The organism is Methyloprofundus sedimenti, assembly GCF_002072955.1.
In the GTDB taxonomy this organism is placed as follows: Bacteria; Pseudomonadota; Gammaproteobacteria; order Methylococcales; family Methylomonadaceae; genus Methyloprofundus; species Methyloprofundus sedimenti.
The window spans coordinates 1060388-1085145 of the sequence record NZ_LPUF01000001.1 but is presented as its reverse complement, the minus strand read 5'-3'; the positions used below and the strand labels follow the sequence as shown (position 1 = coordinate 1085145).

The following is a 24758-nucleotide window of genomic DNA, read 5'->3' as shown; positions in this document are numbered from 1 at the left end:
TAAACATTAAGCATCTCGTTCCCACGCTCTGCGTGGGAATGCAGGGGCAGACGCTCTGCGTCATGCAACCGGAACGCTGAGCGTTCCCGTATGGATTCCCACGCAGAGCGTGGGAACCAGAACACACCCAGAACAATGTAGTCATCATCACATCCACAATACCAGCTCCCAGTCCAGCTCACCCGTGGCCCTTTCATCCGGCACCGACATACTAAAAGCCACCGGAATCGCCCCCAGTTGCACGGCATTCATGTCTGCCAATGCCGCATACATCGCCTGATAACTGCCGCGTAACCATAAGTGCTGCACACCAAACGTATCACCGGCCTTAATCGACTCTTGCAACAACGCTTTTACCTCGGCCAGCGAAGGGGGCAGGTTTTTACTTTCAAAAGGCTCGCTCAACTCCTTCTCCACTCGTATATGATGTTGCGCCAGAATCTGCGCCAAAGTGCTCGCCGTCGCAGTCGCATCGATATCGCCCGATAAATAGCCCACCATACCTTTAATTTCCTGCACATATTTGGTCTGTTCAGCCTGCAGAGCGCTCAACTGCTGCCGCGCCTGATCCTGCTGCATATACATTCCGGGCAATGAGGCAGGTGAAATACCACGACGTGTCAGCTGGGTATAATCATCCAGCGCCTTGCTCGCCTGCTCACCCATAATATTACTGACAAAAATAAAATAAATAATGGTAATAAATAACGCCGGCAAAGCCCGCTTTAAAATCTGTTCTCTTTTTTTTTCTGCTGTCATTTATAACCTCTCGTTCCCACGCGCCGCGTGGGCATGCAGTAACCGACGCTCTGCGTCATGCAACGCAGAGCGTTCCCCTATGGGTTCCCACGCAGAGCATGGGAACCAGAAATAAAATGCAGAGCATGGGAACCAGAAAAAAATACAGCGCATGAGAAACCCGAAAAAAAATACAGGGCATGGATACCAGAAAACATGATGGAGCGCGGGCAACAACAAACTATGGCTCAAGCGGCACAAACCCCTGCAACCCCTCATCCACCAATTCCAATTTAAACTCCCACGGCCCGCCACCGGCAAAAGCCTGCAAATCCGTTTTATAGGGCGTTTTCACCCGCCAGCCCAACGCCGCAAAATCGTCTTTCACGTTACTCGCCAGCTCATTAATCAACAGCGGTTGCAAAGACACTCCGGTAATCACAATCTGCCGCTCTTCATCCACACTCACCGACTCAATCAGCAAATCCTCCGGCGCATGTTTGGACAAACCCAGTAATAAAGCCATCGGCCGCTGCTGCAAAGCCGCCATCGCCGCTGGAATCACCTTGACATTGTTACGCAATAACTGGACTTTTTGTTCTATAACAGTCGCCTCACTACGAGTCTTGTTAATTCCGTCACGCGCTGTCTTGATATTTTTCTCCGTCTCCTGTAACTGCGCGATCTGAAATTCATAATCATTGCGCTGATATAAATTCCAGCTAAAATGCCCCAGACATAAAGCCAGTGCCAGACTGCCACCGCCGAGCATAAACACCAGATCCATATTCACTTTACGCTGCGTATTCAACAACGGCACCGCAGACGCTCTGTTATTCACCAGATAGTCAGCCCACAAGCCCATCCAGTAAGTCAGCGCGCCATCCAGTGTCAGATGATAACGCTCCTCAATCTCCGGCAAATACTCGATTTTATTATTAAAAATCACTTCCGACTTATCCACTTCCCCGGTTTCAGCCAGCCAGTGATCCAGCTCATCCTGCCAGCGCGAATTTTGTCCGGAGTGAAAAATTTGCAGTGAAAAGCCGCTATCCGGATTTTTAGTCAAGGCAAAACAGCTATCCGACCAGGTTTCTACGCGCAACCAGCTTGGCGCGTCTTTACCGGAAAACTGAAAAGGCAGACCGCCCGGATGCCCTACTCCGCCCAGTTTACAATGCGCCGTTTTTAACACTGCATTGATGTTCGTAAAGGTCTCTTTGGCCAGCAGAATAATCCAGTAGGAACTCATCTCATCCGCATCAGCCACAAACTGATAAGCCAGCTGGCTGTTGGTCACTGACTGCCCGCTGAGACTCTCATATTCAAACAGCAAAGCCTGCTCCAGCACCTCATCCTCAACCCCGGCAACCTGCACCGAGGGTAAAGCGATTAAATAAGTCGCCAGGCGCACATACAGGATCCACAGCTTTTTGCCTAACGGCGGGGAATTTTCGATAATATGCTCAAGAACAGCAGGAATGCTGCGCGAAGAATCACAACGCAATTCAATCACCTCGACTTCGCCTTGCATCACGCCGCGTCTGTCGACATCTATACGGAAGGTCTTGGCCTCAGTGATATACAGTAAAGTATGCGCAGGACGCGCATTTGCAAAAGGTAACTTCATGACAACTATTTATAATTATTATTGTTTCCGCGCTAGCGCAGAAATACAGAGTCTGACACTCCGAGTCTCTCAACCCAGCTCGTTCCCACACTCTCCATCTCGTTCTCACGCTCTCCACCTCGTTCCCACGCTCTGCGTGGGAATGCAGTAGCTGACGCGCTGCGTCACGGAACGCGGAGCGTTCCCGTATGGATTCCCACACAGAGCGTGGGAACGTGGCAACCAGAATTTTTTATTCCACCAGGCGCTGCTGATAGGCGGCCAGTATTTCATCTACCGGTAAATCCGCCGCCGCCACTTTCCAGCTAAACAAGCCATCGCGCTGCAATAACAGCGACGACTGCCAACCCGTTTGCGGATTCACAAACAACACCCGCACTTCCACAGGCGATACCCAGCGCACCACACCATCCAGTTGCCAACAACCCTCAGCGCTTTGCTCCGATGTGTGCAGAAAGCCGGTTAAATCACCACAGATAAAATGTCGAAAACCTTCGGTACCGGCTAATTGACGGCTGATAACATCCAGTTGCTCTTGTCCGGCATAATAACTGTTTATCGCATCGCCACGATTGCCCTGCTCCCAGTCCGCCGCATACTTCATTTTCAGCAAGCTCTCAAGCATCGCCTTGCTATACGGCTGCACCTGCGCAGTCCCTGTTAAGCTCTGCCATTGCGCCTCATCCTTATTATCCAGCGTGGTTTTTAACTCATCCAGCAACACCACCGGCTGACGCATAAAGCCATACACTCCCAGCGCCAGCAGCACCACCAATAGCCGGTAAGGCCAGGAAAATTTATTTAACATATTTGTCCTCGTTCCACGCAGGAACTTTCTCATTCCCACACAGGATATTCTCATTCCCGCACAGGACATTCTCGTTCCCATGCAGGATATTCTCGTTCCCATGCTCTGCGTGGGAACGCATTAAGCGACGCTCTGCGTCGCGAATCAAACAACCACCCTCTCAGCTCATTGACACACGACGCGGAGCGTCTAAGCATGCATTCCCACGCAGAGCGTGGGAACGAGGGCAAGCAGGTATAAACACAAAAAAAACCCTAGCGCTATGCTCTCTGTATAAAAGCACACCGCTAGGGTAAAAGAAGGCCCTCCCGGCCTTCTTTAGCAATCATCCATAACAATCAAACTCCTGCTTCGTTTTATGTATCCTTTAAACGAAACCGAAGCACGATAAACAATCTGTTTTGTACTTCGGCGGGTTAGAAATTCCCATGCAGAGCATGGGAATCATAAATAGCTAGCTATTAATTAGTTGCCATTCGCAATATTTTCATAAGTATGGCTTAATGAATGCGCTAATCCCCATAAATGTGGAGGCATCATTAACATTGCTGTACCGATAAATTTAGCAGCATGAGTAGACGTTCCGCAGTCTGCAGTAGCTAATGCATTTCCAAGTTCATCTTCTGGTAGGCTGTTAGCTGCTAGCACAACACCAGTCCCATTCGCTTTATCTACTTCAAAGATAGCCACAAAACGGTTGTAGTTGTTATCCGGGCCCATTGCACCTTGTTGTGCAAAATGTATAGGTGCATCGGTCATAGCTTTACCGATCATTTCATTTTCCTGACCAATACCGAAAAGCACATAGTCGTTACAGGTTGCATTGAAATGCGATATTTGTGCACCAGTCGCATCCGCTAAATGCTCTTCGATCGAAGCGTAGTCATCTGTACCTACTGTAGTTTCAGCACCTAAACCGACCGTTAAAACACCTAACGTAGAACCACTACCCATAGTAAGATCAACAGGTGCGCCTGCTGCTGTAAAAGTAGCACTTGTGCCGTTGAATGTACCTGCAACCTGATTTAGATCCAAAACACTGGTAATACCCGCAGATCTTAAGGACATAATCTGCATGTTACCCGCACCACCTTCGACGTAGGTTGTTGGTGCATAAACCCCTGCATTGGTATTCATCAGTTCGGTATACGTTGCACCTGAAACATCAGCCAGGGATTGCAGGTTATTAGGAAATTTCATAGATTGCACTTGAAAACGCTGAATTGTATTATTCAAGTTAGCAATATTATTATCCCCGGTGGCATCATGCGTTTTAGAAACAAAACCCGATACATAAGGGATCATTAATCCAGCCAAACCGATTAAAATCAACAAAACAACAGTCAATTCGATTAAAGTCATACCCGCTTGACGGGCTTTGTAGTTATAATATTTCACGAAGGGTTTCTCCCAATATCGTTAGTTTAGTGTTTAAAGTGAAGACTAACGCGCACTGCCCCTTGCTGGTCTAGAGCGTCTGGCAGTGGGGAGGAATCCTTCCCCCCCTTATTCGACTATTCCTGTTTTTCACCGTCTGGCTATTTCTTCCTTGAATCGAATGAACTTGTTAGATCCTGAATCCTATGGCCAGTTCTGTGCCAGCTTTGTTTTTTTTGCGCTGATTTGTTTATTTATTTGTCTACTTTGCTGATTCTATTACGCTTAATTTTGTGTATTTTTTCAGCGCCCATTTCAGATATTGTCAATGCGCAGTATTTCCCTACAAAGAATAGTGCTATATGACCAGGGCAGGCAGGTTATATGCCACACCTCATCGCGTAATTTCACGCTCCACACTCGTCCGTTAGACAGCAGTACCAAAAATTAAGCTAGCCCTCCACCTCACCGCCATGCGCAACAGAGCGCTGCATACCCGGTCGCCCTGTGTTACGCAATGCCAGGCATCAGCTGATCGCTCCGTTGCAGCGCAGCAAAACACTTTACGCTTTATATATGGACTGATTTTTGCTTGATATACTTTCACGCGCAGCAAAGGGCAGCACTGCCAGTTTGCTTTGCCTCACGGGCATCCGCGCATAATTTCCCACACCGATAGTCACTGCCATTAAGTTAAGGAATAAATATATTCAACAAAATATTACACCGTAGGTTGGGTTAGCTTATCTAGCGCTAGCGTAGATAACGTAACCCAACATTGCCTCGTTTGGAGCCTGTGTTGAGTTACGTTGGCATTGCTTTGCAACAAAAATACACCCCAACTAACACTGTAATACATTGATTATAAATACAATAATATTTGAACTTAATGGCTGTGACTCAGACAGTGGGCACAAGGTTTTATTTTTTAGTTAACTATGAATTCAATTTGCATTAAACAATCCGGCTTTACCCTGGTAGAGCTACTGGTCGTTATGATGGTTCTGGTCGCCATGGCGTCGATCACTATCGAAACCACCTCGGAACTGGCCTTTCAGAGCCGCTATGAAGTAACCAAAGATCGTTACGAGAAGATCCGGCGCGCGATTATCGGCCGCCCCGATGTCTTGATCAATGGCCAGCCGAATATTTCAGGGTTTGTGAAGGATATGGGCAGGTTACCTTTCAAAATTCATGATTTATTAGAGGAGGATTATTGTTTAACTGATCCAACCAAAGATAGTCAGGCAACTTGCGGAGCAAGTTGGCGCAACCAGACTGCATATGTACCCCACACCGCTACGTCGCAGGGTTATGGCTGGAATGGGCCTTATATTAATATTGATTCACCTAAGGCCCTTGCGGACGGCTGGGGAACAGGAAGCGATACAATTACAGTTAACCACGGCTGGAATTTCAGTAATACCTCAGACACGATAACACTTAATAGCTATGGCAAAAATGGCGTATCCGGAGGAACCGATACCTTTGATAAAGACTACCCTGGCACAGATCATTTAGCGATTGATTCGAACAGCTGGAAGGTTGATGTTACTGGAATACAAATCAATACCTCAGCAGCAGTACTTTCTGGAGCTGGAACTTGTTCTGCACTTCCATTTGACAGTGATTTAGTCGCATGTGAAATGGCAGGAGGACATTGGGATGGAACCTGCGATCCAACAACAACGTATACAACCCGATACCAATGCGAAGTCATCTACGGTGAAGACTGGATTCCTACATCCCACTGTGGAGGCACACTTGTAACACCAGACACAAAAGTTAGTTGCGAGGGGCTAGGCGGCACATGGGCAACTGATAACACGGATATTGATATCTGTGTAAAAATTTATTACGTTTCATCAACAGATGCAGCATCAGGAGACATCATAACAATAAATAACCCAATTGTAAGCGGTCCCAAAACATTACCAAGAGATGGATTTACACACCAGCTTTCTTTTGATGGTTTTAATGATGCCTCAGGACCTAACTCAACAATACCTATCGGACAAATTAGCCTTTCCGTTAATGAATTTGACGCATCCGCTTCACCCTCCTGTACTGATACAGTTCATAATTCAGGCTCGGCAGTCTTAGTTTCAGTTTTTAAAGGCTCGTTACTTCCAGTGATTAACTGGTAATCACGTAGCCCGTATCCCTCGTTCCCACGCTCTGCGTGGGAATACAGTGGTAGACGCTCTGCGTCATGAATACGGAACGCAGAGCGTTCCCGTATGAATTCCCACGCGGAGCGTGGGAACTAGAAATGGAACGTGGGAGCTAGAAAAAAATGGCGCGCTGGTACTAGATAAACTGATATAACAACCTGACAACAGGCAACATGAAACGCAGGTTTCTCTCGTTCCCACGCTCTGCGTGGGAATGCAGTGGCAGACGCTCTGCGTCATGAGTACGGAACGCAGAGCGTTCCCGTATGAATTCCCACGCGGAGCGTGGGAACTAGAAAAAATGGAGCTCGGGAACTAAATATAAGGGTAATGAGGTAAATTTATGGGCAAAAGTCGCTACACAATAACTGAGCAGAGTAGTCCGCATTTTTTAACCAATACTATTGTCAACTGGATACCTATGTTTACCCGCCCTGCTGCCGTACAAATTATTTTAGATTCATTTTGCTATTTACAACAGAATGCCGACCTTAAACTGTATGGCTATGTGATTATGGAAAATCATTTACACTGGATCGCGCAATCGCATCAGTTAATTAAAGATGTACAACGGTTTAAGTCTTTTACTGCAAGAGGTTTGATTGATCACTTATCAGCCACGGGCGAACAGACGCTTTTACAGCAACTGGCTTTTTATAAAAAAGCGCATAAGCAGGACCGTGATTATCAGGTCTGGGAGGAAGGTTCGCATCCGCAGTTAATACAGAATGCAGCCATTTTGCGCCAGAAGCTGGAGTATATGCATTTGAATCCCGTTAAGCGTGGGTATGTGGATCTTGCCGAGCATTGGCGCTATTCCAGTGCGCGGAATTATGCTGATCAATCGGGGCTAATTGAGGTCTATCGTGATTGGTGATGCATGCTGTACTAACGGAACGCTGAGCGTTCCTGTATGCATTCCCACGCAGAGCGTGGGAACGAGAAAAAACCCCGTATTCCGCAAGCTGCATACGGGCCACAAACAGGAGATCTAATGAATAAGATTAAGCAACAGGGTATGACGTTAATAGAACTCACGGTAGTCTTGTTAGTGCTGGTTGCACTGGCGGGGCTCATTATTCCCTATTTCAGCGGCACCAGTCGCAAAGCCACCTGCGATGTCACGGATGTGAGTATGACGAATATTAAGCGGGCAATTATGGAGCGGTATTATCTGGATACGTTGGGGAAATATCCTGCCAGTAAAGGCGGCAGCGATTTTAGCCTGTATTATTTGTTTGATGCGGGTGGGTGGGCAGCTTTTGACCCCGATACGCAGATAGGCTGGCGCGGGCCTTATTTAATGAATGGAATCACTTTAGCATCAGAGGCGGCCTTGGCTACAAATTTAACTTCGGCTGCTGGTACTTTTGTTCATCGTGCATTTGCTGATGGTGATAGTGTCGTTTTGGATGCCTGGGGACGTCCTATTGTTATACAAGTTCCTAGTGTTGCTCAATGTGATAGCATAACGGGTTTAACCGGTACTGCAGCAGGATATTGCGCCAGATTAGTTTCTGCCGGCGCCGGTTCAGGCGCTGGAATTGGCAATGCTGATATTGACACGACTATAGCGGGTAATAGAGCGGGAGACGATAGAGTTTTGTACCTTAAGGCCCCCACTCCAGCCGCAGATATCAATACAGCGTGTGAATAACGTTCATCCTTGTCCGACCTCACTCCCCACTCTGCTTGGTGAAACACTGAACGCAGAGCGTTCAAATATGAATTCCCACGCGGAGCGTGGGAACCAGGATAATTCAAGTATGGGAACTAGACACTTTGCTGGAGATTAAATACCTCCCCCTCGTTCCCACGCTCTGCGTGGGAATGCATAAGCAGACGCTCTGCGTCACGAAATATTGAACGCAGAGCGTTCAAGTATGAGTTCCCACGCGGAGCGTGGGAACCAGGATAATTCAAGCATGGGAACTAGACACTTTGCTGGAGATTAAATACCTCCCCCTCGTTCCCACGCTCTGCGTGGGAATGCATAAGCAGACGCTCTGCGTCACGAAATATTGAACGCAAAGCGTTCAAGTATGAGTTCCTACGCGGAGCGTGGGAACGAGGATAATTCAAGCATGGGAACTAGAATAAAGTCCTCCCCAATCATTTAACTATAGTAAAATCATGGAAAATTATGAGATGAGGTTTTACTTAAAATGATTGGAAAAATTAAAAGTTACGATGAAGACACTCAAACAGGTGTGATTAAAAGCGATGAACAGTTTTACGAGTTTCATGTAAGTGAATGGAGTGAGCCCGTTCTGCCTATTATTGATTCTGATGTATTATTTGAAGGTGAAGGTGCCAATGCGACTATGGTCACGCTTATTGGCAGCTATATGGATCATCAGGAGCCGGTAAAATCACGCATCATAGCACTGTCATTGGCGCTTTTCCCTTTAACGGGTTTTTTTGCCGGACATCGCTGGTATCTGGGCTTTTATAAGCTGGCTGTTATACAGTCTCTGGTGTGTATTGCCACTCTTGGCTTTGGCATTCTTTGGCCTATTGTCGATGCCTTTTTATTGTACTCTGGCAGAATATGCAAAGATCAACAAGGCAGGCCATTAAAATAAACGCTTAAGCGTAATGGAAATCCTTATATTAATCGCTAAGTGACTTTTTTATCATGCTAGCTTCTTTTGCGCTTGCCGTGCAATTTCTCACCCGCATTCCGTTAAATTTAAACATTACTGTATCTGACCAGCGCCTGGGTCAATCGGTGCTCTTTTATCCTTTAGTCGGCTTGCTGATCGGGACTATTCTGTTCCTGCTTGCCAGATTACTTCCGGGTATGTCCTTCGCTATTCATGCTGCCATTATTTTATCTGCCTGGGTTTTGTTGACTGGCGGATTGCATCTTGATGGCCTTGCTGATTGCAGTGATGCCTGGGCAGGTGGTTTAGGCGATAAGGAACGTAGTTTAAAGATTATGAAAGATCCAGCAGCCGGGCCAGTTGCGGTGATTATTCTGGTTTTAATTTTACTGTTAAAATGGTCAGCCATTCAAAGCCTGCTGCAACTTGATGCTGGACTGGGCTTTCTTTTGCTTGCGCCTTTTTTAGGCCGCTTAAGTATTTTGCTGCTGATGCTAAGCACACCGTATGTTAGAGAAAATGGCTTAGGCAGTGCAATGCAGAAACACCTCCCCAGACACGTCGCCAGACTGATGATATTCGCTTCCCTGTTGTTGTGTTTGTGGCTAACAAACATCTATACATTACTCTCAGTCCTTATGCTCATTGCCTGGATACGACATCTGAGTATGCAGCGCATACAAGGCGTGACCGGGGATGTCTATGGTGCCAGTGTAGAATTGGTTGAAACCGTTGTTTTAATTAGTCTGGCTCTGGCTTATGAATAAACATAAATTTTCTGATGTTGAGATATCAGCCGTTTATCGCGCCATTGCCGAACGCCGTGATATGCGCCATTTTATTGATAAAGCTGTGCCTGGCGAAACGTTAGCGAAGCTGTTAAACGCTGCGCATCAGGCAGGCAGTGTCGGCTTAATGCAACCCTGGCGCTTTATCAGAATAACTGATCAGGCTTTACGCCATGCAGTATATCGATTAGTTGAACAGGAACGTCAGCTTACAGCAGCAGCACTGGGCAAGCGCCAGACGGATTTTATGAAGCTTAAAGTTGAAGGTGTTATGGAGTGTGCCGAATTATTGATTGTCGCGCTGCCTGATAAACGCGAACAGCATATTTTTGGCCGGCGTACTCTGCCTGAAATGGATATTGCTTCCACTGCCTGTGCAATACAGAACATCTGGCTTGCAGCCAGAGCTGAAGGTTTAGGTATGGGCTGGGTATCGTTATTTGATCCGGAAAAATTAGCCGCCCTTTTGAAGATGCCGGAAGGCAGCCTGCCGATTGCGATTCTTTGTCTCGGGCATGTTGAAAAATTTTATTCCAGGCCAATGCTGGAGTTAGAAAATTGGGCAGAAGTCCGTGCCCTGGAAAACTTTGTCAGTGAGAATTATTGGTCTGATTAATAACCGGGGAAATAGGCTTTAGCCTACCCCCCAAAACTGGCTGTTATTATCTTTTGAAAAACAAATACAGAAACGGACATTTTAAAACCATGTTTTTCTCATCTAGTGACTCTACCTTACATGTTTCGAGTTTTGCACGACCCGGTGTTTTTTGTTTCTTGATCACTCCATCTTCAACCGCATATTTTAAATCAATTTTTAACGTTTTTGTGCGTCCAAAACGATCTTCGGATTCAGTTTTTATAACGCCTTGATTAGTAAAGTCCCAAACAGAAAAAAGTTCCACCTTCTCTTTATGCAACTGAGCTGCTTCTGCGTATAAGTTCCATTTACCTACAATTTTTGAATTATCTTCTAATATAACTTCTGCATTGGCAGAAATAGATAATAAAAGAACTACACCTGCCAATAAAGCTTGTTTTAGTTTCATCGTAAACCTCTCCTTTTTATAATTATTATCAATCGATACTTCAGCGATATATTTATCGCGCGAAATACCAGTTTTGGATTGTACCACGCTGTTGCTATCTACGAAGCGGATTATTGCAAGCTATCAAAATGCCGGTGTTGCAGTAATAAATTTTTAAAGCGCTCAGGATCTTTTTCCTGAGTCATCTCACCTGCTTTAGGATTAAGCTGGTGTTCTAAACGAGACAACCAGAAGCGTATACACGCCCGGCGTAAAAACACTGGAAGATATTTTTGCTCTTGCTGATCAAGCTCTCTTAACTGCTGATAGGCCGCCAAAAAAACAGCTTGTTGTGCGTGACTATACTGACCGTGCTGATCAATGCACCAGTCGTTCAAGGTAATCGCAATATCCAGTAAATAGCAATCATAACAGGCCACATAAAAATCTAACATGCCTGTTAAGCGCAACCCGGTAAATAATACATTATCCTTAAATAAATCAGCATGTATGATGCCCTGCCTTAGATGCTGAGTCTGGTGTTTTAATTGAAAGCCAAGCTCATCTTCCAGTAGTGCACTATCTTGAGCCGACAAATGAGGGCTTATCTGTGTTGCGATATCTTGTATCCAGGCAATATCTCTGGTGTTTCTTTTTCTGAAAGCCAATCCTGAACTTTGTAAATGAAAACTTGCCAGGGCTTTGGCAACTGCCTGATGCTGCTCAGGCGTGACTTGCTGAACGGATTTTCCTGGTAAACATTTAAATAATGCTGCGGGCTTTCCCGCAACTATCTGTAAGTATTTGTACTGTGCATCTGCAAGCGGAACAGGATAGTAGCTTGCATGCTCAGCTAACTGGCGCAGCAAATCCAGGTAGGGCACTATCTCTTGCGCATTAAAGTGCTCATACAAGGTTAAGACAAAATCACCTTGTGCAGTTTTTATTAAATAATTGGTATTTTCTATCCCGGCACTTATTCCTGTATAGCCGATAAACGGGGCGAGCTGATAAATCTCTATAATTGACTGAACTTCAGATGCAGAAATAGATGTATAGACTGACAAGGCCTTACCAGCTAAGAATTGTCCATTGATTAATTTTGATTAAACTATCCAGATCACTTTCACTGACCTCTTCCATCTCACCATCACCGTCAGGATCAACATAATAATAAGCAGGCCCAATATCAGGTATAACTTTAATCTTGTAGATTACGCCATTCACGCGGTATTCATGAATGGTTTTTTCGCCGCGCCGGGTAATGGTAATATCGGCTTCCATAGGCTCACCATCCTGAACCGGCAAGGGCATATCAGGCACTTCTGGAGAATTTTCTATTTCAGCCGTATCCGAAGGGTCTGTAATTTCACCTGCATCCGGAGAATTAGTAACTGCAGGCTCGCCTTCCTCTGCAATTACTGCCGTTGAACATACAAACAAACATAATAAAAGGTAACGAAGCATAAAACGCTATCCGTATAAAATGACACAATGAATTTATTATACCTGCACAAGTGATTATTTGGGGAATTTATCGATGCATATCGGGTACTTTATTGTATTTAAATCATGTATAGTGTCTGAAATTATGATTCTGTACAGGAAGACCTTATGAGCACAACAAATTCCCTGCATAAAATTCTTATTGTTGGTGGCGGCGCAGCAGGGCTGGAACTAGCAACCAGTCTGGGCAAAAAACTAGGCAAACCGGGCATAGCAGAAATTATTTTACTGGATGCCTCACAAACCCATATCTGGAAACCCTTATTACATGAAGTTGCTGCGGGTACTCTGGATGCCTCCGAAGAACTTGAATATCTGGCTCAGGCACATCGCAACCATTTCCGTTTCCGTCTGGGCAGAATGGTGGGGTTAAACAGGGCAACTCAGGAAGTTACTGTAAGTCCCACAATCAGTGATGAAGGGGAAGAGTTAATACCTGAACGTTCGTTTCATTACGATACCCTGGTTATGGCGGTTGGGAGTATTAGTAATACGTTTAATATACAAGGTGTTGAGCAGCATTGCATGTTTCTTGATAAAGCGGTCGAGGCATTCAAGTTTCAAAAACATCTGGTAAAAGCCTGCATAAAATTACACGCCCAACATGAAAACAATAACGAGCAGCAATTATCTATTGCCATCATTGGTGGTGGCGCGACAGGTGTAGAACTGTCGGCACAATTGCATGAAGTATCCAGGGTATTAGCAATATATGACTTGGCGGAAGGCATTGACAAGATAAAAATCACTATTATTGAAGCGTCACCTCGATTGCTCTCTGCCCTTCCCTCCAATCTGTCCATTGCCACTCAGAAACAACTGGTTAAACTGGGCGTAGACCTGAAGCTAAATCGTCGTGTTGTTAATATAACAGACACAAGCATTGAAACTCATGATGGTGAAATAATCCCTGCTGATTTAAAAGTATGGGCAGCAGGGATTAAAGCCCCTGACTGGTTTAAAGACCTGGATGGTCTGGAAATTAACCGTATTAACCAATTAGTTGTTAATCAATCCCTACAGACCAGCGATACCCATATTTTTGCTCTGGGTGATTGCGCTGCCTGTCCGTGGCCAGGACATAAGGAAAATGTACCACCGCGTGCCCAGGCCGCTCACCAGCAAGCTACGACTTTGCATAAAACATTGGTCAACCGCATGTCTAATAAACCGCCCGTTGATTATGTTTATCGCGATTATGGATCACTGGTCTCTTTAGGCAAATATTCGACAGTCGGTAATATTATGGGCAATCTTATGGGTACGGTCACTATCGGCGGCTTTATGGCCAGGGTGGTTTATTTATCCTTGTATACCATGCACCAGGCTGCTTTATTTGGTTACTTTAAAACAACAATGCTGACGCTTTCGAATCTATTCAGAAGTACTATTTCTTCGCGTATTAAATTACATTAATTTTTCTCTGCACCATTCACTCGACACGAGTGATTAACGACGCAGATAATCCACTAAGTACAGGCGTAAAAATAAAGCTCCAGCTAGTGCACGCCTGTTTATAGCTCACGAGACTATTTTTTATAAAAAACACATGATATTAATTATTGAAAAAATCACCCTGTGGGTTGATAAACTGGTTTCTCTGATTATATTACTAGTGATGTTACGCCTGGTTTTATATATGCTGACTTCTCTATATGCCGTCGGTCAGGAAATAACTGGTGAAGGCTTATGGCTTTCTGGCCACGATGCAGAAGTTCTTGACTGGGCAGTATTTTTTATCATCATGGTAAAAGCTTATAAAGTACTGGTTTCATATACTAAATATCAGCATGTCAGCATTTGTTATGTCGCTGAATTAGTTATTATTACCTGTTTTCTCGAGTTTATCTTTGAACAGGATGTCGTCGACAAACAAATTCGCATGATTTTAGGCGCTGTTGGGTTGGGCTGTTTGTTTTTATATCTGTACTTTTATCAAATATTTCAAGAAATGGATAAGGATCCTTAATACTGCCTTATTCACTAAAGCTGTGCTTCAGGTTCTGCTGAATTTATATACTTGCCCGTTTGCGTATTTTAAATTTACATGTTTAAATCAGGGCGCGCGGCCTATATAGATAGAAATACATTATCTATATCGTTCAATTGTAAAACTTGATGTTGTACTTCCGCCTCACTGCAACATCAAATATCTAACCGAGGTAATAATGTGGAGATAATAATATGAATGGTCTTTCAGCTCTGTCTGTCAGCATTGGAGTTTTAGCAGGACTCGCAACTTTTCTGGCAGTCGGGCCACTAAGCGGTGTCTTTTTAATCTGGGCGGCAACCATTTCATGGGCAGCCTATTTTGCTTTAGGTGGTACCGATGAAGCAGCAAAAAATACAGTCGTCTGCAGTGTTTTTGGTGTCGTTGTAGCCACCTATGCAGCCTATGAAATAGCTACTATTTCACCTGATACATTACTTGGCTTCCCAATGATGGCAGCCGTTATTGTTACCTTTACTGTCATCGCAATGTGTCTAGCGGCTAACGTCCCTGCACTTGCAGCCATTCCCGCTAGTGTACTAGGCTACTCAGCAACCTTTGGCTATCTTTTACAAACACCTGATAAACTATCCACAGATGTATTACTCAGTTTTGGATGGGATAACCCGGTTTGCATCATTTCCTTCTCACTTATTCTGGGCGTAGGACTGGGCATAGCATCTGCAAAGCTGGCTGCAAAGCTGACAACTATTGCCGATTAATATCGACTCTAAAACAAGTGACGATAAAAAACTTAACATTCTTACCACTGAGGCCACAGAGAGCACTGAATTTTTTGTTTTGAAACTTCAGTGATCTCTGTGCTTAAGTTAAAAGTCCTTTATTTTTTGTTAAAAGAACCTTGAACCTCTGCTTATTGCATTTTATTTGACATAGGGGCAGTCTGATTTCTGAGTCCCATTCCTGACATATAAAGCTTACTCTTTGAGTGCCTATCACTCAGCATTAATCATATGCGTTGCTAAATCATCGATTGCCTGCTTTATGTTTTTTCTTAACTCATCAGGCATCGCTATTTCATACAAAGCCTTGTGCATACAAAATACCCACTGATCTCTCACTTGCTGATTCACTTTAAAAGGAAAGTGCCGCTGTCTTAAACGCGGATGTCCATATTCCTGAATAAATAAATCCGGACCACCTAGCCAGCCAGATAAAAACTTGAACAGTTTTTCTTTTGCGGCGGATAAGTCAGGTGCATGGATTGCCCTGAGTTCTTTTGCTTCAGGCAGCGTATCCATATAAAAATAAAACCGCTCCACCAGTTTTAATATCATTTTTTCGCCGCCCATTAATAAATAAGGCGTCTGTTGCTGTACTTCTGTCATCTATTTTCTTTTCTTATTAAATTTTTAGTTGTTTAATATTACCAAACTCTTGTAAGATTGTTACTGTTATTCTTTTATCAATTTAGGCTATATCATTATGAGATTAAATGTTGCTGCTACACCTGCCAGTGCAAGTACACTGGCGACCAATAAAGTTTTAAGAAACACTTATATGTTGCTTTCATTGACTTTACTTTTCAGTGCCTTTACTGCAGGCCTGGCCATGATGCTAAATATGCCGCCTTTAGGCATGATTGTGACTATGGTGGGCTATTTTGGATTGCTATTTGCAACCACTAAATTCAGTAATAGCGCTTTAGGCCTAGTATTTATTTTTGCCTTGACCGGCTTTATGGGACTAACATTAGGCCCAATCATCAATATGTATCTTAGTGCTTTCTCTAATGGCCATGAGCTGGTGATGACTGCATTAGGCGGTACTGGCGTTATTTTTATTGCGCTATCTGGATACGCTTTAACAACACGTAAAGACTTCAGCTTTTTAGGCGGATTCTTAATGGTGGGTATCCTGGTTGCATTCCTGGCTGGTATCGGCGCCATGATTTTTTCTATTCCTGCCATGTCTTTAGCTGTATCTGGTATGTTTATTTTATTGATGTCAGGTATGATTTTGTACCAGACCAGTGAAATCATTCACGGCGGCGAAACAAACTATATTCTTGCTACCATTTCTTTATACGTTTCTATTTACAACTTATTTTTGAGCTTGTTGCAATTATTAGGCGTATTTGGCGGTGATGACTAAGTATTAGTTTTTTAGTTTATCTAAAAAGCCCAGTTTATCTGGGCTTTTTTATGTCTGTCGATAATGTAATCCCGCTATTGACTCTCGTTCCAGCGCTTGCTTTGCAGTGAAATGCATGACTCGGCGCTGAGCGTAAAAACAAGATCCACTTTATAACTATGTATCCTGCAGCATTTCCAGTGCTAACTCAGCCATATTTTCTGAGCCACCGCCCTCACCAACTTTTAATTTTACCATTTGCAAACCGTCACGTATTATCTGCGCGTACTGCTGATCCTCTAAGATATGTATTATTTCCTGCGCCAGGTTTTCCGGGGTCGCCTCATGTTGGATAAACTCTTTTACCACGGATTTTCCAGCAATAATATTAGGCAAGCCGATAAATTCTGTATCGACCAGTATCCTCGCCAGTAAATAGGTAATAGTAGATAGTTTATAAGCCACTAACATTGGCACTTTTAGTAATGCAATTTCAAGGGTTGCCGTTCCTGAAACTGTCATCACTGCATCGCAACATTGCACGGTATCATGAAACTGACTTTTGATGGCTTTAACCTGAATTTGCGAGTGTTGAAAAGAAGACTGTAATAGCTCGTCTGTCACTGAATCAGCTTGCGGTAAAACAAACTGCACGCCTGGAATAGCTTTTTGTATCAGTTCAGCCGCCTGCAGCATAATTGGTAACATACGGTTGATTTCATCGGTACGACTACCCGGTAATATTCCCACCACCGGTTGATCAATCGCAAGCTTAAACGCTTTAAAATCTTCCTCTCTGCTATGCTTTGCATGGGCTGTATCCACCGAAGGATGACCGACATAGCGTACGGGCACATTTTCTTTTTCATAAAAGGGTACTTCAAAGGGAAATATAACCGCCATCATATCGATGACCTTGCCATATTTAACCACGCGCCCAGGCCGCCAGGCCCAGATTTGCGGACTCACATAAAACAACACTTTGATGCCATGCTTCTTGGCAAAACCTGCCAATTTAAAATTAAATTCCTTGTAGTCAATACAGATCAGCAAATCAGGCCGTTGTTCTAATAACAAAGTCTGCATGGTATTTAAGGCACGCTTGATCTCTCCATAACGTAGAATGACCTCGATCACACCAATAACACCAATATTTGATGAATCATAATGTAATTCTATTCCAGCTTCGGCCATTTTTTTACCGCCCATACCCATTCCCTGTATTTCAGGGCAGCGTTTTTTTAATTCAAGAAATAAATTTGCGCCATGCTGATCGCCTGATGATTCACCAGACACCAGCATAACTTTCTTGGACATATGACTCATATAAGGAATAACTCCAGCACTATTTAAATAAAAATCTGATTACATTATAATTTAGCAACAACCAACCCAGCATAATAAAGGCAATAAGTATGGCAATCTCATTACAAGACCAGCTTTTGAACTCAGGTCTTATTAAGAAAGATAAAGCAAATCAAGCAAAAAAGGAAAAGTATAAACAATCAAAGCAACAACGCAATAGCAAAACTGAACAAACCGAGGAAGCCACCTTACTTGCGCAAAAATCACTGGCTGAAAAACAGGCCAAAGACCGTGAGTTAAATCAGCAACGTAAACTAGAAGCAGATAAAAAAGCGATTGTAGCGCAGATAAAGCAATTAATTAAACTCAATAGTCAGCCACAAGATAGTGAAGGTATTGCGTATAATTTCTCGGACAATAACACGGTCAAGAAAATTTATGTCGATGATGCCACACTAAAAAATATCAGCAATGGTAAATTAGCCATTGTTAAATATGATGCTCGCTACGAACTGGTTCCCGCACAAGTGGCTGAGAAAATAAAACAACGTGATGCCCGTTATATTCTGGTTCTGAATGACAAGATAAAAGATGACGTAGCGACTGATGATCCGTATGCTGATTATCAGATCCCTGATGATTTAATGTGGTAAAGACTATTGGCCTGGATTAAATTCGCTGGTTAAATTATTGCTGACATATAAAGCGCATCTGCACGCGAATGATGCGCTTTGAGTCGCGGTACATCCTATAATTCACCTGGCTTTGCTCTTAATCTGAAGCCATTTATAATCAATAAACATAAAATCCCCAATAAAGCCTCAGGCATTAAAGCATAATATCGCTGATAAAAAGTAGCCTTAGGTTCTTTTAAATAAGGCACGGTATATAATCCGGCCCACTCTTGATGCATGGGTGATTGCTGTAGAACTTCGCCCGATGCCAGCACTACCGTTGAAATACCGGTATTGGTTACTCGCACCAAGGGTCTGCGGGTTTCTATCGCTCTCGCCAAAGTCATATACATATGCTGATATGGCTCTTGCCAGGTGCCATACCACGAATCATTGGTAACATTGACAATAAACTGCGCACCCAAATCCGCTAATGATCTGGAAAAATCAGGGTAAAGACTTTCATAACATATTTGTGGGCCTATTTTATAATCCTTTAATGCAAGCAATTCTGTAGGTCCCTGACCACGGCCAAAATGGCCGACCATAGGCAACCATTCACGAAAGATGGGAAACTGCTCCTCACCGGGGATATACTCGCCAAAAGCCAATAAAATAGTTTTACTGTAATACGATGATTGTACCTGTCCTTTGTTATCTAAAATAAATAATGAGTTTGTGATCAGGCCGCTATCAGGATCTTTCGCATAAGCGCCTGTAATGAGCGCAACCTGTCGCGTATTAATATATTTTATTAATTGCTGAGAAAAATAGTTATCCTGATATTCACGATTTAATAAAGATGGAAAGGCGGTTTCAGACCAAAGAATAAAATCTACCCTGCTGTCAGCATGTTGGTCTAAGCCTTTATCCGTAGCAGCTTGATATTTGTTCAGTATTTCATCATAAAAACCGCGCCCAAACTCAGCCGCCATTTTCTCGGCATTGCCTATATTAGCCTGCACCAGCAAAGTATTAAATGAAGCATCAGGTTTGAGTTGCCATGCTTTTGTGCTTAAACCAAAAACATTCAAGGTAAGAAATATAATAAGCACACGAATAAACACAACACGCCCTGCTTTTTCCTTTTTGTTCTGCCATGCCATATACAAAGGAACATTGGCAAGCACCGTTAACATGCTTAAGCCGCTAAAACCGATATATTCAGCCAGGTGATATAGCGGAATATTCGCACCGTACCAGGCATAGCCAAAATTCCATTTAAACAACATCGGAATTGCCCACAATGATAATGCAGTTAACAGCCCCATCGCCAGGATAGACTGCCAGCCGGAATAAAGCCTGTGTTTTCGGCCAATAAACCATAGCATTCCTGCAACCGGCACAAAAAGATGTGCAAATAAGGCAAATAAAAGCATACCTAGCACCGCAACAAACCAGGGAACGTGGGCATATTCATGCAATAAATAAGTAACCCAGTTAAAACCGATCAGGGTATAAACAAAAGTGCAGAGGATACTGCTTAGAATGACGTTTCTCAGGCGCGTTTGCTGTTCCCAGAATATCCATAAGGGGATAAAACCAAAAATCGAAGCCCAGGGAGGAAAGGGAATATAACTGGTACCAATAAAGATGCCAGATAAAACTGGCAATAACCACTGACTTTTGAAGAGAGTTTTCATTATTTAATTTGGCTGGTTGCTACGCTTTGTGTGGGAATGCAGTTGGTTACTTAGTGGCATGGAACGTACAGAGCGTCCCGCATGAATTCTCCGCACTACGTCACTGCTATTAAGTTAAGGAAAAATTCATATTAAACAATATGTTACTCTGTAGGTTGAGATAGCTTATCTAGCGAAGCGTAGATAATGTAACCCAACAATGCCTCGTTTGGAGCCTATGTTGGGCTACATTTTTATTGCTTTGTAGCAAAAATCTAACCAACTACACTGTAATTCATTGATTATAAATATAATAATTGCTTAACTTAATGGCAGTTCCGCAGAGCAGGGGGCAAAAGCCTGATCTCAATCACCTATTACTTATCCAGTTGAGATAATTTTTGCTCTACATCAGTCAACCTTTTAAGGATGTTTTTCACCTCACCCAATAAAGCAGGCAACCTGGAAATGCTTGCCATTTCACGCATCACTTGTTTTATCGGCCGATTAGGTGCGCCCCAGACAACCTGATTGGGCTGTACATCTTTAGAAATTCCTGTTCTTGCGGCAGCTGTAGAACCATCACCCATAGTGATATGATCGGCAATACCCACCTGCCCTGCTAAAGTAACGCGTTTACCTAATGTAACACTGCCAGATAAACCTACATGGGAAACAATAATACAATGTTCGCCTATATCATTGTTATGCGCAATTTGTACCAGATTATCAATTTTTGTGCCTTTGCCGATCCGCGTCATACCAAAGGTTGCTCTATCGATACAGACATTACAGCCTATTTCAACATTATCTTCAATAATCACACCGCCAAGTTGCGGCACTTTTTTCTGCTGCTGTCCATCCCAGAAGTAGCCAAAACCATCCCCGCCTATTACCGTACCAGGATGGATAGTAACGTTATGTCCCAACGTTACTTTTGATAAAATGGAGACATTTGGACCTATTTTGCAATGTTCACCAATTACGACATCATGCGCAATATGGGTATTAGAATCGATACTGGTATTTGCACCAATAGTGACATTTTCCTGTATACAAACATGTGCCGCAATAGCAACAGAGTCTGCGGTAGTCACTTGTTTTTCAGCGATAACCGCAGTGGGATGAATACCGGAAAACCCCACTGCAGAGTCATCAAACATCATCATAATGCCAATAAAAATCTCTTTCGGCTTATCAACTTTTAATATATTTTTACCTTCCAACTCGGGAAAGCTTTTCGGTACAATTATGATAGAGGCCATGCTTTGCAAAGAGGCTGTTAGATATTTGTCATTTTCAGCAAATGCTATCTCGCCCGGCATAGCTAATTCTAGTGAGTTGACGGCTGTAACCACAGTATTTGCATCGCCAAATAACTCGCCACCCACATGTTGTTGAATATCTGCTAAACGCATTTGCATTTTATTTTCCTTTATAAGTAAAGTCAGCTCAAAGCCTGACACAAGCAATAAACATAGATTATGATGTATTTATGTCGCATAATAAATCCTGGTCGACAATAGCTAAGCATTTTACAGGGAAATTCTAGATTATGTTATCCAGGCTTTACTGATAAATAAATGAAGCTAATTTACCAAAGCCATTAAGAAAAATCCCGCCATGATTTTATAATGGCGCATAATTTACAATTATTTCTGTAACTATTCTTTCTGCACGTTTAGAACTTGAAAAAACATATCTCATGAGTAAAAATGAAGTACAAAAACAAAAATGGATTTCTGATGCGGCTTATTTCAACTCATTAAAGCGCCAATTTAAACCGGATCTGGACATACTGGACTGGTTAGAAGCAGAACGGCAATATTTAGAGCAGATGCAAAAACGCGTAAAATCAGGATTAGTCAGGATAAGCTAAAGGCCCCACTTATAAATTCTATAGGGCCTGTCAAAACTGCCATCACAAGAATACTGCTTAGATAAAAAAAGGATTAATGTGATGCGCTGACGTGTCTTAGAACTTAGACACGCAGGATAACCGGGAAGATATTTGTTAAAACAAAAGGCTGTTTCTGTGCCATGAACAGAAACAGCCCTGCGTGCTGCTTACGCTAAGCTCTTTTTAAAAGCCTCGAATAATTCTAAAACCTGTTGTTTATAGTCTTTCTTGCCCTCGTTATTCAAATCCATCCAGCGCAAACGATTGGCATTGGCAACGACTGTTACAGACGACATCGCCATTGCCGCACTGGCAATCATTGGACTTAATAGAATACCAAACACCGGATACAATAAGCCAGCTGCAATAGGAATACTCAGTGAGTTATAAATAAACGCGCCAAACAGATTTTGTTGTATATTAGCGACCGTTGCTTTGGACAACAACATAGCCTCGGGCACTTTTAACAAAGAACCTTGCAAGATTACTATATCCGCACTTTCTATCGCCACATCTGTACCAGTACCAATCGCTATTCCAACATCCGCCTGCGCTAAAGCAGGTGCATCATTGATACCGTCGCCGACCATACCAATAACCTGCCCTGCTTGCTGTAACTCCTTGACAATTAACGCCTTATCCTCAGGTAATACCTGTGCCCGCACTTCGCTAATACCTGCTTGTTTTGCGATTGCAGCCGCTGTAACGGCATTATCACCTGTAACCATTATCACGCGTACACCTTGCGCTTGTAGTTGCTTAATCGCCTCAGCCGAGTCGGCTTTAATCGGGTCAGCCACAGCGATAATTCCGGCGATAATATTATCAACCGCTAAAAACATCGGGGTTTGCCCGAGCTTTGATAGCGCCAGCATTTTATCTTCAAATGCCTCAAAGCTAACGCCTTGTTCTCGCATCAGCGCTTCATTGCCAAATAACACCGCCTGATCTTTAATCACTGCTGACACACCATGTCCAGCAACAGCAGTAAATTTTTTCGCTCTTGATAATTTTAAGGCTTTCTCTTCAGCAGCATTGATAATGGCAGATGCTAAAGGATGTTCAGAATTTTTCTCAATACTTGCAGCTAACTGCAGAATATCATCCTGACTATAATCTCCAATTGCTACGATGCTTGATACTGTAGGTTTGCCTTCAGTTACAGTGCCTGTCTTATCCAGCACTAAAGTACTGATTTTGCCGGCCACCTGTAAACCATCGCCATTACGAATCAAGATACCGGACTGTGCCGAACGCCCAACAGAAACCATAACAGAAATAGGGGTTGCCAAACCTAAAGCACATGGGCAGGCAATCACTAATACTGTCATCGCCGTTACAAACGCATAGCCTAATGCAGGTTCAGGCCCCCAGATATTCCAGATAATAAAAGTCAGAATTGAGATACACACCACGACGGGCACAAAAATACTGGCAATTTTATCTGCTAATTTAGCTAATTCTGGCTTACTGGCTTGCGCCTGGCGTACACTTTTAATAATTTGCGCCAAAGCAGTATCACGACCAATACGTGTAGCCTGATACAAAAAGCTCCCTTGCTGATTCATGGTCCCTGCTGCCACGCTGGCACCGACAACTTTTTCTACAGGTAAGGATTCACCGGTTAACATAGACTCATCAACCGTTGAATGCCCTTCTATCAACTCACCATCCACAGCAATTTTTTCACCTGGACGGACTCTTAAGGTTTCACCTAGGCCAACTTCTTCAATGGGAATATCAAGTTCTTGTCCATCTCTGACTACTCTTGCCGTACGAGGTTGTAAACCAATCAAGGCACGAATCGCGCTGGAAGTTTTGCCGCGCGCTTTGGTTTCAAGTGCAGCCCCAAAATTAATAAACGCCAGAATAATAATAGCCGCTTCAAAGTAGGCATGCGCAGACAGGGAAGGCAAATATTCAGAATAATCAATAACAACGCTGGAATATAGCCATGCAGAACCCGTGCCCAAGGCGATTAACGTGTCCATATTTGCCTGGCCAGCGCGTAAAGACTTTACTGCGCCAACAAAATAATGCCCGCCAGAATAAATCAGGATAGCCAGAGTAATCAGAGCGACTTCAGGCCAGAACCAGTTCCCGGTTGCCGATCCTATATCGGGAACACCGCCAAAGTGGCCTACCACCATTAGCGGCACGCCAAATACTGCAGCAACCGTAGCTTTGCGTATTAATTGGCGATATCGAGCCATTTCTTGCTCTTCTTGTTCAGCAGGGTCTTCAAAACCTTCCATGACGGCACCGTCATAGCCTGAATCTTTCAGTGACTTTTTCAGTAAATCAGGATCAACGTCACCTTTCACAATGGCCGAATGATCAGCAAAATTTACCGCAACCGAGGTTACTCCTGACACCGAGTATAATGCTGTTTCTACTGCACTTACACAGCCAGCACAACTCATGCCTAATACAGATAAGCGAATTTCAGGCTCGCTATTATCCGTGTTATCGGGATTATTTTCTTCGCTCATAAAATTCTCTCATTTTGTTACTGACCGGT

Annotated in this window: 24 protein-coding genes; 12 read left to right on the top strand and 12 right to left on the bottom strand. The window is 43.6% G+C overall.

Going from position 1 to position 24758, the window contains the following annotated elements; all coding sequences use genetic code 11:
• Positions 1-147: 147 nt before the first annotated feature.
• From AU255_RS04835 to AU255_RS04820, 4 genes are all read right to left on the bottom strand, one after another.
• Positions 148-759: a hypothetical protein gene (locus AU255_RS04835; protein ID WP_080521823.1), complete on the bottom strand. Its 612-nt coding sequence runs from the start codon at positions 757-759 to the stop codon at positions 148-150.
• 220 nt (positions 760-979) lie between these two features.
• Positions 980-2368, bottom strand: coding sequence for a hypothetical protein (locus AU255_RS04830; protein ID WP_080521822.1), 1389 nt, complete (start codon positions 2366-2368; stop codon positions 980-982).
• Positions 2369-2600: 232 nt separating this feature from the next.
• A complete protein-coding gene (locus tag AU255_RS04825) occupies positions 2601-3107 on the bottom strand; it encodes a hypothetical protein (protein WP_158083055.1) in 507 nt (168 codons plus the stop codon).
• Positions 3108-3641: 534 nt separating this feature from the next.
• A complete protein-coding gene (locus tag AU255_RS04820; protein WP_080521820.1) occupies positions 3642-4574 on the bottom strand; it encodes a type II secretion system protein in 933 nt (310 codons plus the stop codon).
• Positions 4575-5491: 917 nt separating this feature from the next.
• Between AU255_RS04820 and AU255_RS04815 the strand changes: the two genes are divergently transcribed.
• From AU255_RS04815 to bluB, 6 genes are all read left to right on the top strand, one after another.
• Complete coding sequence (locus AU255_RS04815) at positions 5492-6700, top strand: type II secretion system protein (RefSeq protein ID WP_080521819.1); 1209 nt, start codon at positions 5492-5494, stop codon at positions 6698-6700.
• A 370-nt stretch (positions 6701-7070) separates the two neighbouring features.
• The gene (locus AU255_RS04810; RefSeq protein WP_080521818.1) at positions 7071-7604 is read left to right on the top strand and encodes an REP-associated tyrosine transposase; all 534 of its coding nucleotides are present in this window, start codon (positions 7071-7073) and stop codon (positions 7602-7604) included.
• A 117-nt stretch (positions 7605-7721) separates the two neighbouring features.
• A complete protein-coding gene (locus tag AU255_RS04805; RefSeq protein WP_080521817.1) occupies positions 7722-8384 on the top strand; it encodes a prepilin-type N-terminal cleavage/methylation domain-containing protein in 663 nt (220 codons plus the stop codon).
• Between the two features lie 508 nt (positions 8385-8892).
• Complete coding sequence (locus AU255_RS04800; RefSeq protein ID WP_080521816.1) at positions 8893-9312, top strand: TM2 domain-containing protein; 420 nt, start codon at positions 8893-8895, stop codon at positions 9310-9312.
• A gap of 53 nt (positions 9313-9365) precedes the next feature.
• A complete protein-coding gene (locus tag AU255_RS04795; protein ID WP_080521815.1) occupies positions 9366-10100 on the top strand; it encodes an adenosylcobinamide-GDP ribazoletransferase in 735 nt (244 codons plus the stop codon).
• Complete coding sequence (gene bluB, locus AU255_RS04790; RefSeq protein ID WP_080521814.1) at positions 10093-10737, top strand: 5,6-dimethylbenzimidazole synthase; 645 nt, start codon at positions 10093-10095, stop codon at positions 10735-10737. The genes AU255_RS04795 and bluB overlap by 8 nt, the downstream gene beginning before the upstream one ends.
• 46 nt (positions 10738-10783) lie before the next feature.
• Here the strand turns inward: bluB and AU255_RS04785 are convergent, their stop codons facing one another.
• From AU255_RS04785 to AU255_RS04775, 3 genes are all read right to left on the bottom strand, one after another.
• Complete coding sequence (locus tag AU255_RS04785; RefSeq protein ID WP_080521813.1) at positions 10784-11167, bottom strand: hypothetical protein; 384 nt, start codon at positions 11165-11167, stop codon at positions 10784-10786.
• 110 nt (positions 11168-11277) lie between these two features.
• The gene (locus tag AU255_RS04780) at positions 11278-12213 is read right to left on the bottom strand and encodes a homoserine kinase (RefSeq protein WP_158083054.1); all 936 of its coding nucleotides are present in this window, start codon (positions 12211-12213) and stop codon (positions 11278-11280) included.
• A gap of 4 nt (positions 12214-12217) precedes the next feature.
• Positions 12218-12613, bottom strand: a complete 396-nt coding sequence (locus tag AU255_RS04775) for a DUF2782 domain-containing protein (protein ID WP_080521811.1) — start codon at positions 12611-12613, stop codon at positions 12218-12220.
• Positions 12614-12760: 147 nt separating this feature from the next.
• On the opposite strand from AU255_RS04775, the gene AU255_RS04770 reads away from it, so the two are divergent.
• The 3 genes from AU255_RS04770 (at position 12761) to AU255_RS04760 (ending at position 15364) form a co-directional block, all read left to right on the top strand.
• Positions 12761-14068 (top strand): NAD(P)/FAD-dependent oxidoreductase, encoded by a 1308-nt coding sequence (locus AU255_RS04770; RefSeq protein WP_080521810.1) that lies wholly within the window; start codon positions 12761-12763, stop codon positions 14066-14068.
• 133 nt (positions 14069-14201) lie between these two features.
• Entirely contained in the window at positions 14202-14621 is a 420-nt protein-coding gene (locus AU255_RS04765) for a hypothetical protein (RefSeq protein ID WP_080521809.1), read from the top strand.
• A 215-nt stretch (positions 14622-14836) separates the two neighbouring features.
• Complete coding sequence (locus AU255_RS04760) at positions 14837-15364, top strand: DUF1097 domain-containing protein (protein ID WP_080521808.1); 528 nt, start codon at positions 14837-14839, stop codon at positions 15362-15364.
• A gap of 234 nt (positions 15365-15598) precedes the next feature.
• Here AU255_RS04760 and AU255_RS04755 read toward each other — a convergent pair whose 3' ends face one another.
• Positions 15599-15991: a group II truncated hemoglobin gene (locus tag AU255_RS04755; protein WP_080521807.1), complete on the bottom strand. Its 393-nt coding sequence runs from the start codon at positions 15989-15991 to the stop codon at positions 15599-15601.
• A gap of 97 nt (positions 15992-16088) precedes the next feature.
• On the opposite strand from AU255_RS04755, the gene AU255_RS04750 reads away from it, so the two are divergent.
• The gene (locus AU255_RS04750; RefSeq protein WP_080521806.1) at positions 16089-16757 is read left to right on the top strand and encodes a Bax inhibitor-1/YccA family protein; all 669 of its coding nucleotides are present in this window, start codon (positions 16089-16091) and stop codon (positions 16755-16757) included.
• Between the two features lie 156 nt (positions 16758-16913).
• On the opposite strand, the gene lpxB is transcribed toward AU255_RS04750, so the two are convergent.
• A complete protein-coding gene (gene lpxB, locus AU255_RS04745; RefSeq protein WP_080521805.1) occupies positions 16914-18062 on the bottom strand; it encodes a lipid-A-disaccharide synthase in 1149 nt (382 codons plus the stop codon).
• 89 nt (positions 18063-18151) lie between these two features.
• On the opposite strand from lpxB, the gene AU255_RS04740 reads away from it, so the two are divergent.
• Positions 18152-18694: a DUF2058 domain-containing protein gene (locus tag AU255_RS04740; protein ID WP_080521804.1), complete on the top strand. Its 543-nt coding sequence runs from the start codon at positions 18152-18154 to the stop codon at positions 18692-18694.
• 95 nt (positions 18695-18789) lie between these two features.
• Here AU255_RS04740 and lnt read toward each other — a convergent pair whose 3' ends face one another.
• Together lnt and lpxD are read right to left on the bottom strand one after the other, a co-directional pair.
• Entirely contained in the window at positions 18790-20358 is a 1569-nt protein-coding gene (lnt, locus tag AU255_RS04735) for an apolipoprotein N-acyltransferase (protein ID WP_080521803.1), read from the bottom strand.
• A gap of 356 nt (positions 20359-20714) precedes the next feature.
• Positions 20715-21761, bottom strand: coding sequence for a UDP-3-O-(3-hydroxymyristoyl)glucosamine N-acyltransferase (lpxD, locus tag AU255_RS04730; protein ID WP_080521802.1), 1047 nt, complete (start codon positions 21759-21761; stop codon positions 20715-20717).
• Between the two features lie 281 nt (positions 21762-22042).
• Between lpxD and AU255_RS19685 the strand changes: the two genes are divergently transcribed.
• Positions 22043-22216, top strand: a complete 174-nt coding sequence (locus AU255_RS19685) for a DUF2934 domain-containing protein (RefSeq protein WP_143735856.1) — start codon at positions 22043-22045, stop codon at positions 22214-22216.
• 188 nt (positions 22217-22404) lie between these two features.
• Here AU255_RS19685 and AU255_RS04725 read toward each other — a convergent pair whose 3' ends face one another.
• Positions 22405-24729, bottom strand: coding sequence for a heavy metal translocating P-type ATPase (locus AU255_RS04725; RefSeq protein ID WP_080521801.1), 2325 nt, complete (start codon positions 24727-24729; stop codon positions 22405-22407).
• Positions 24730-24758 lie beyond the last annotated feature (29 nt).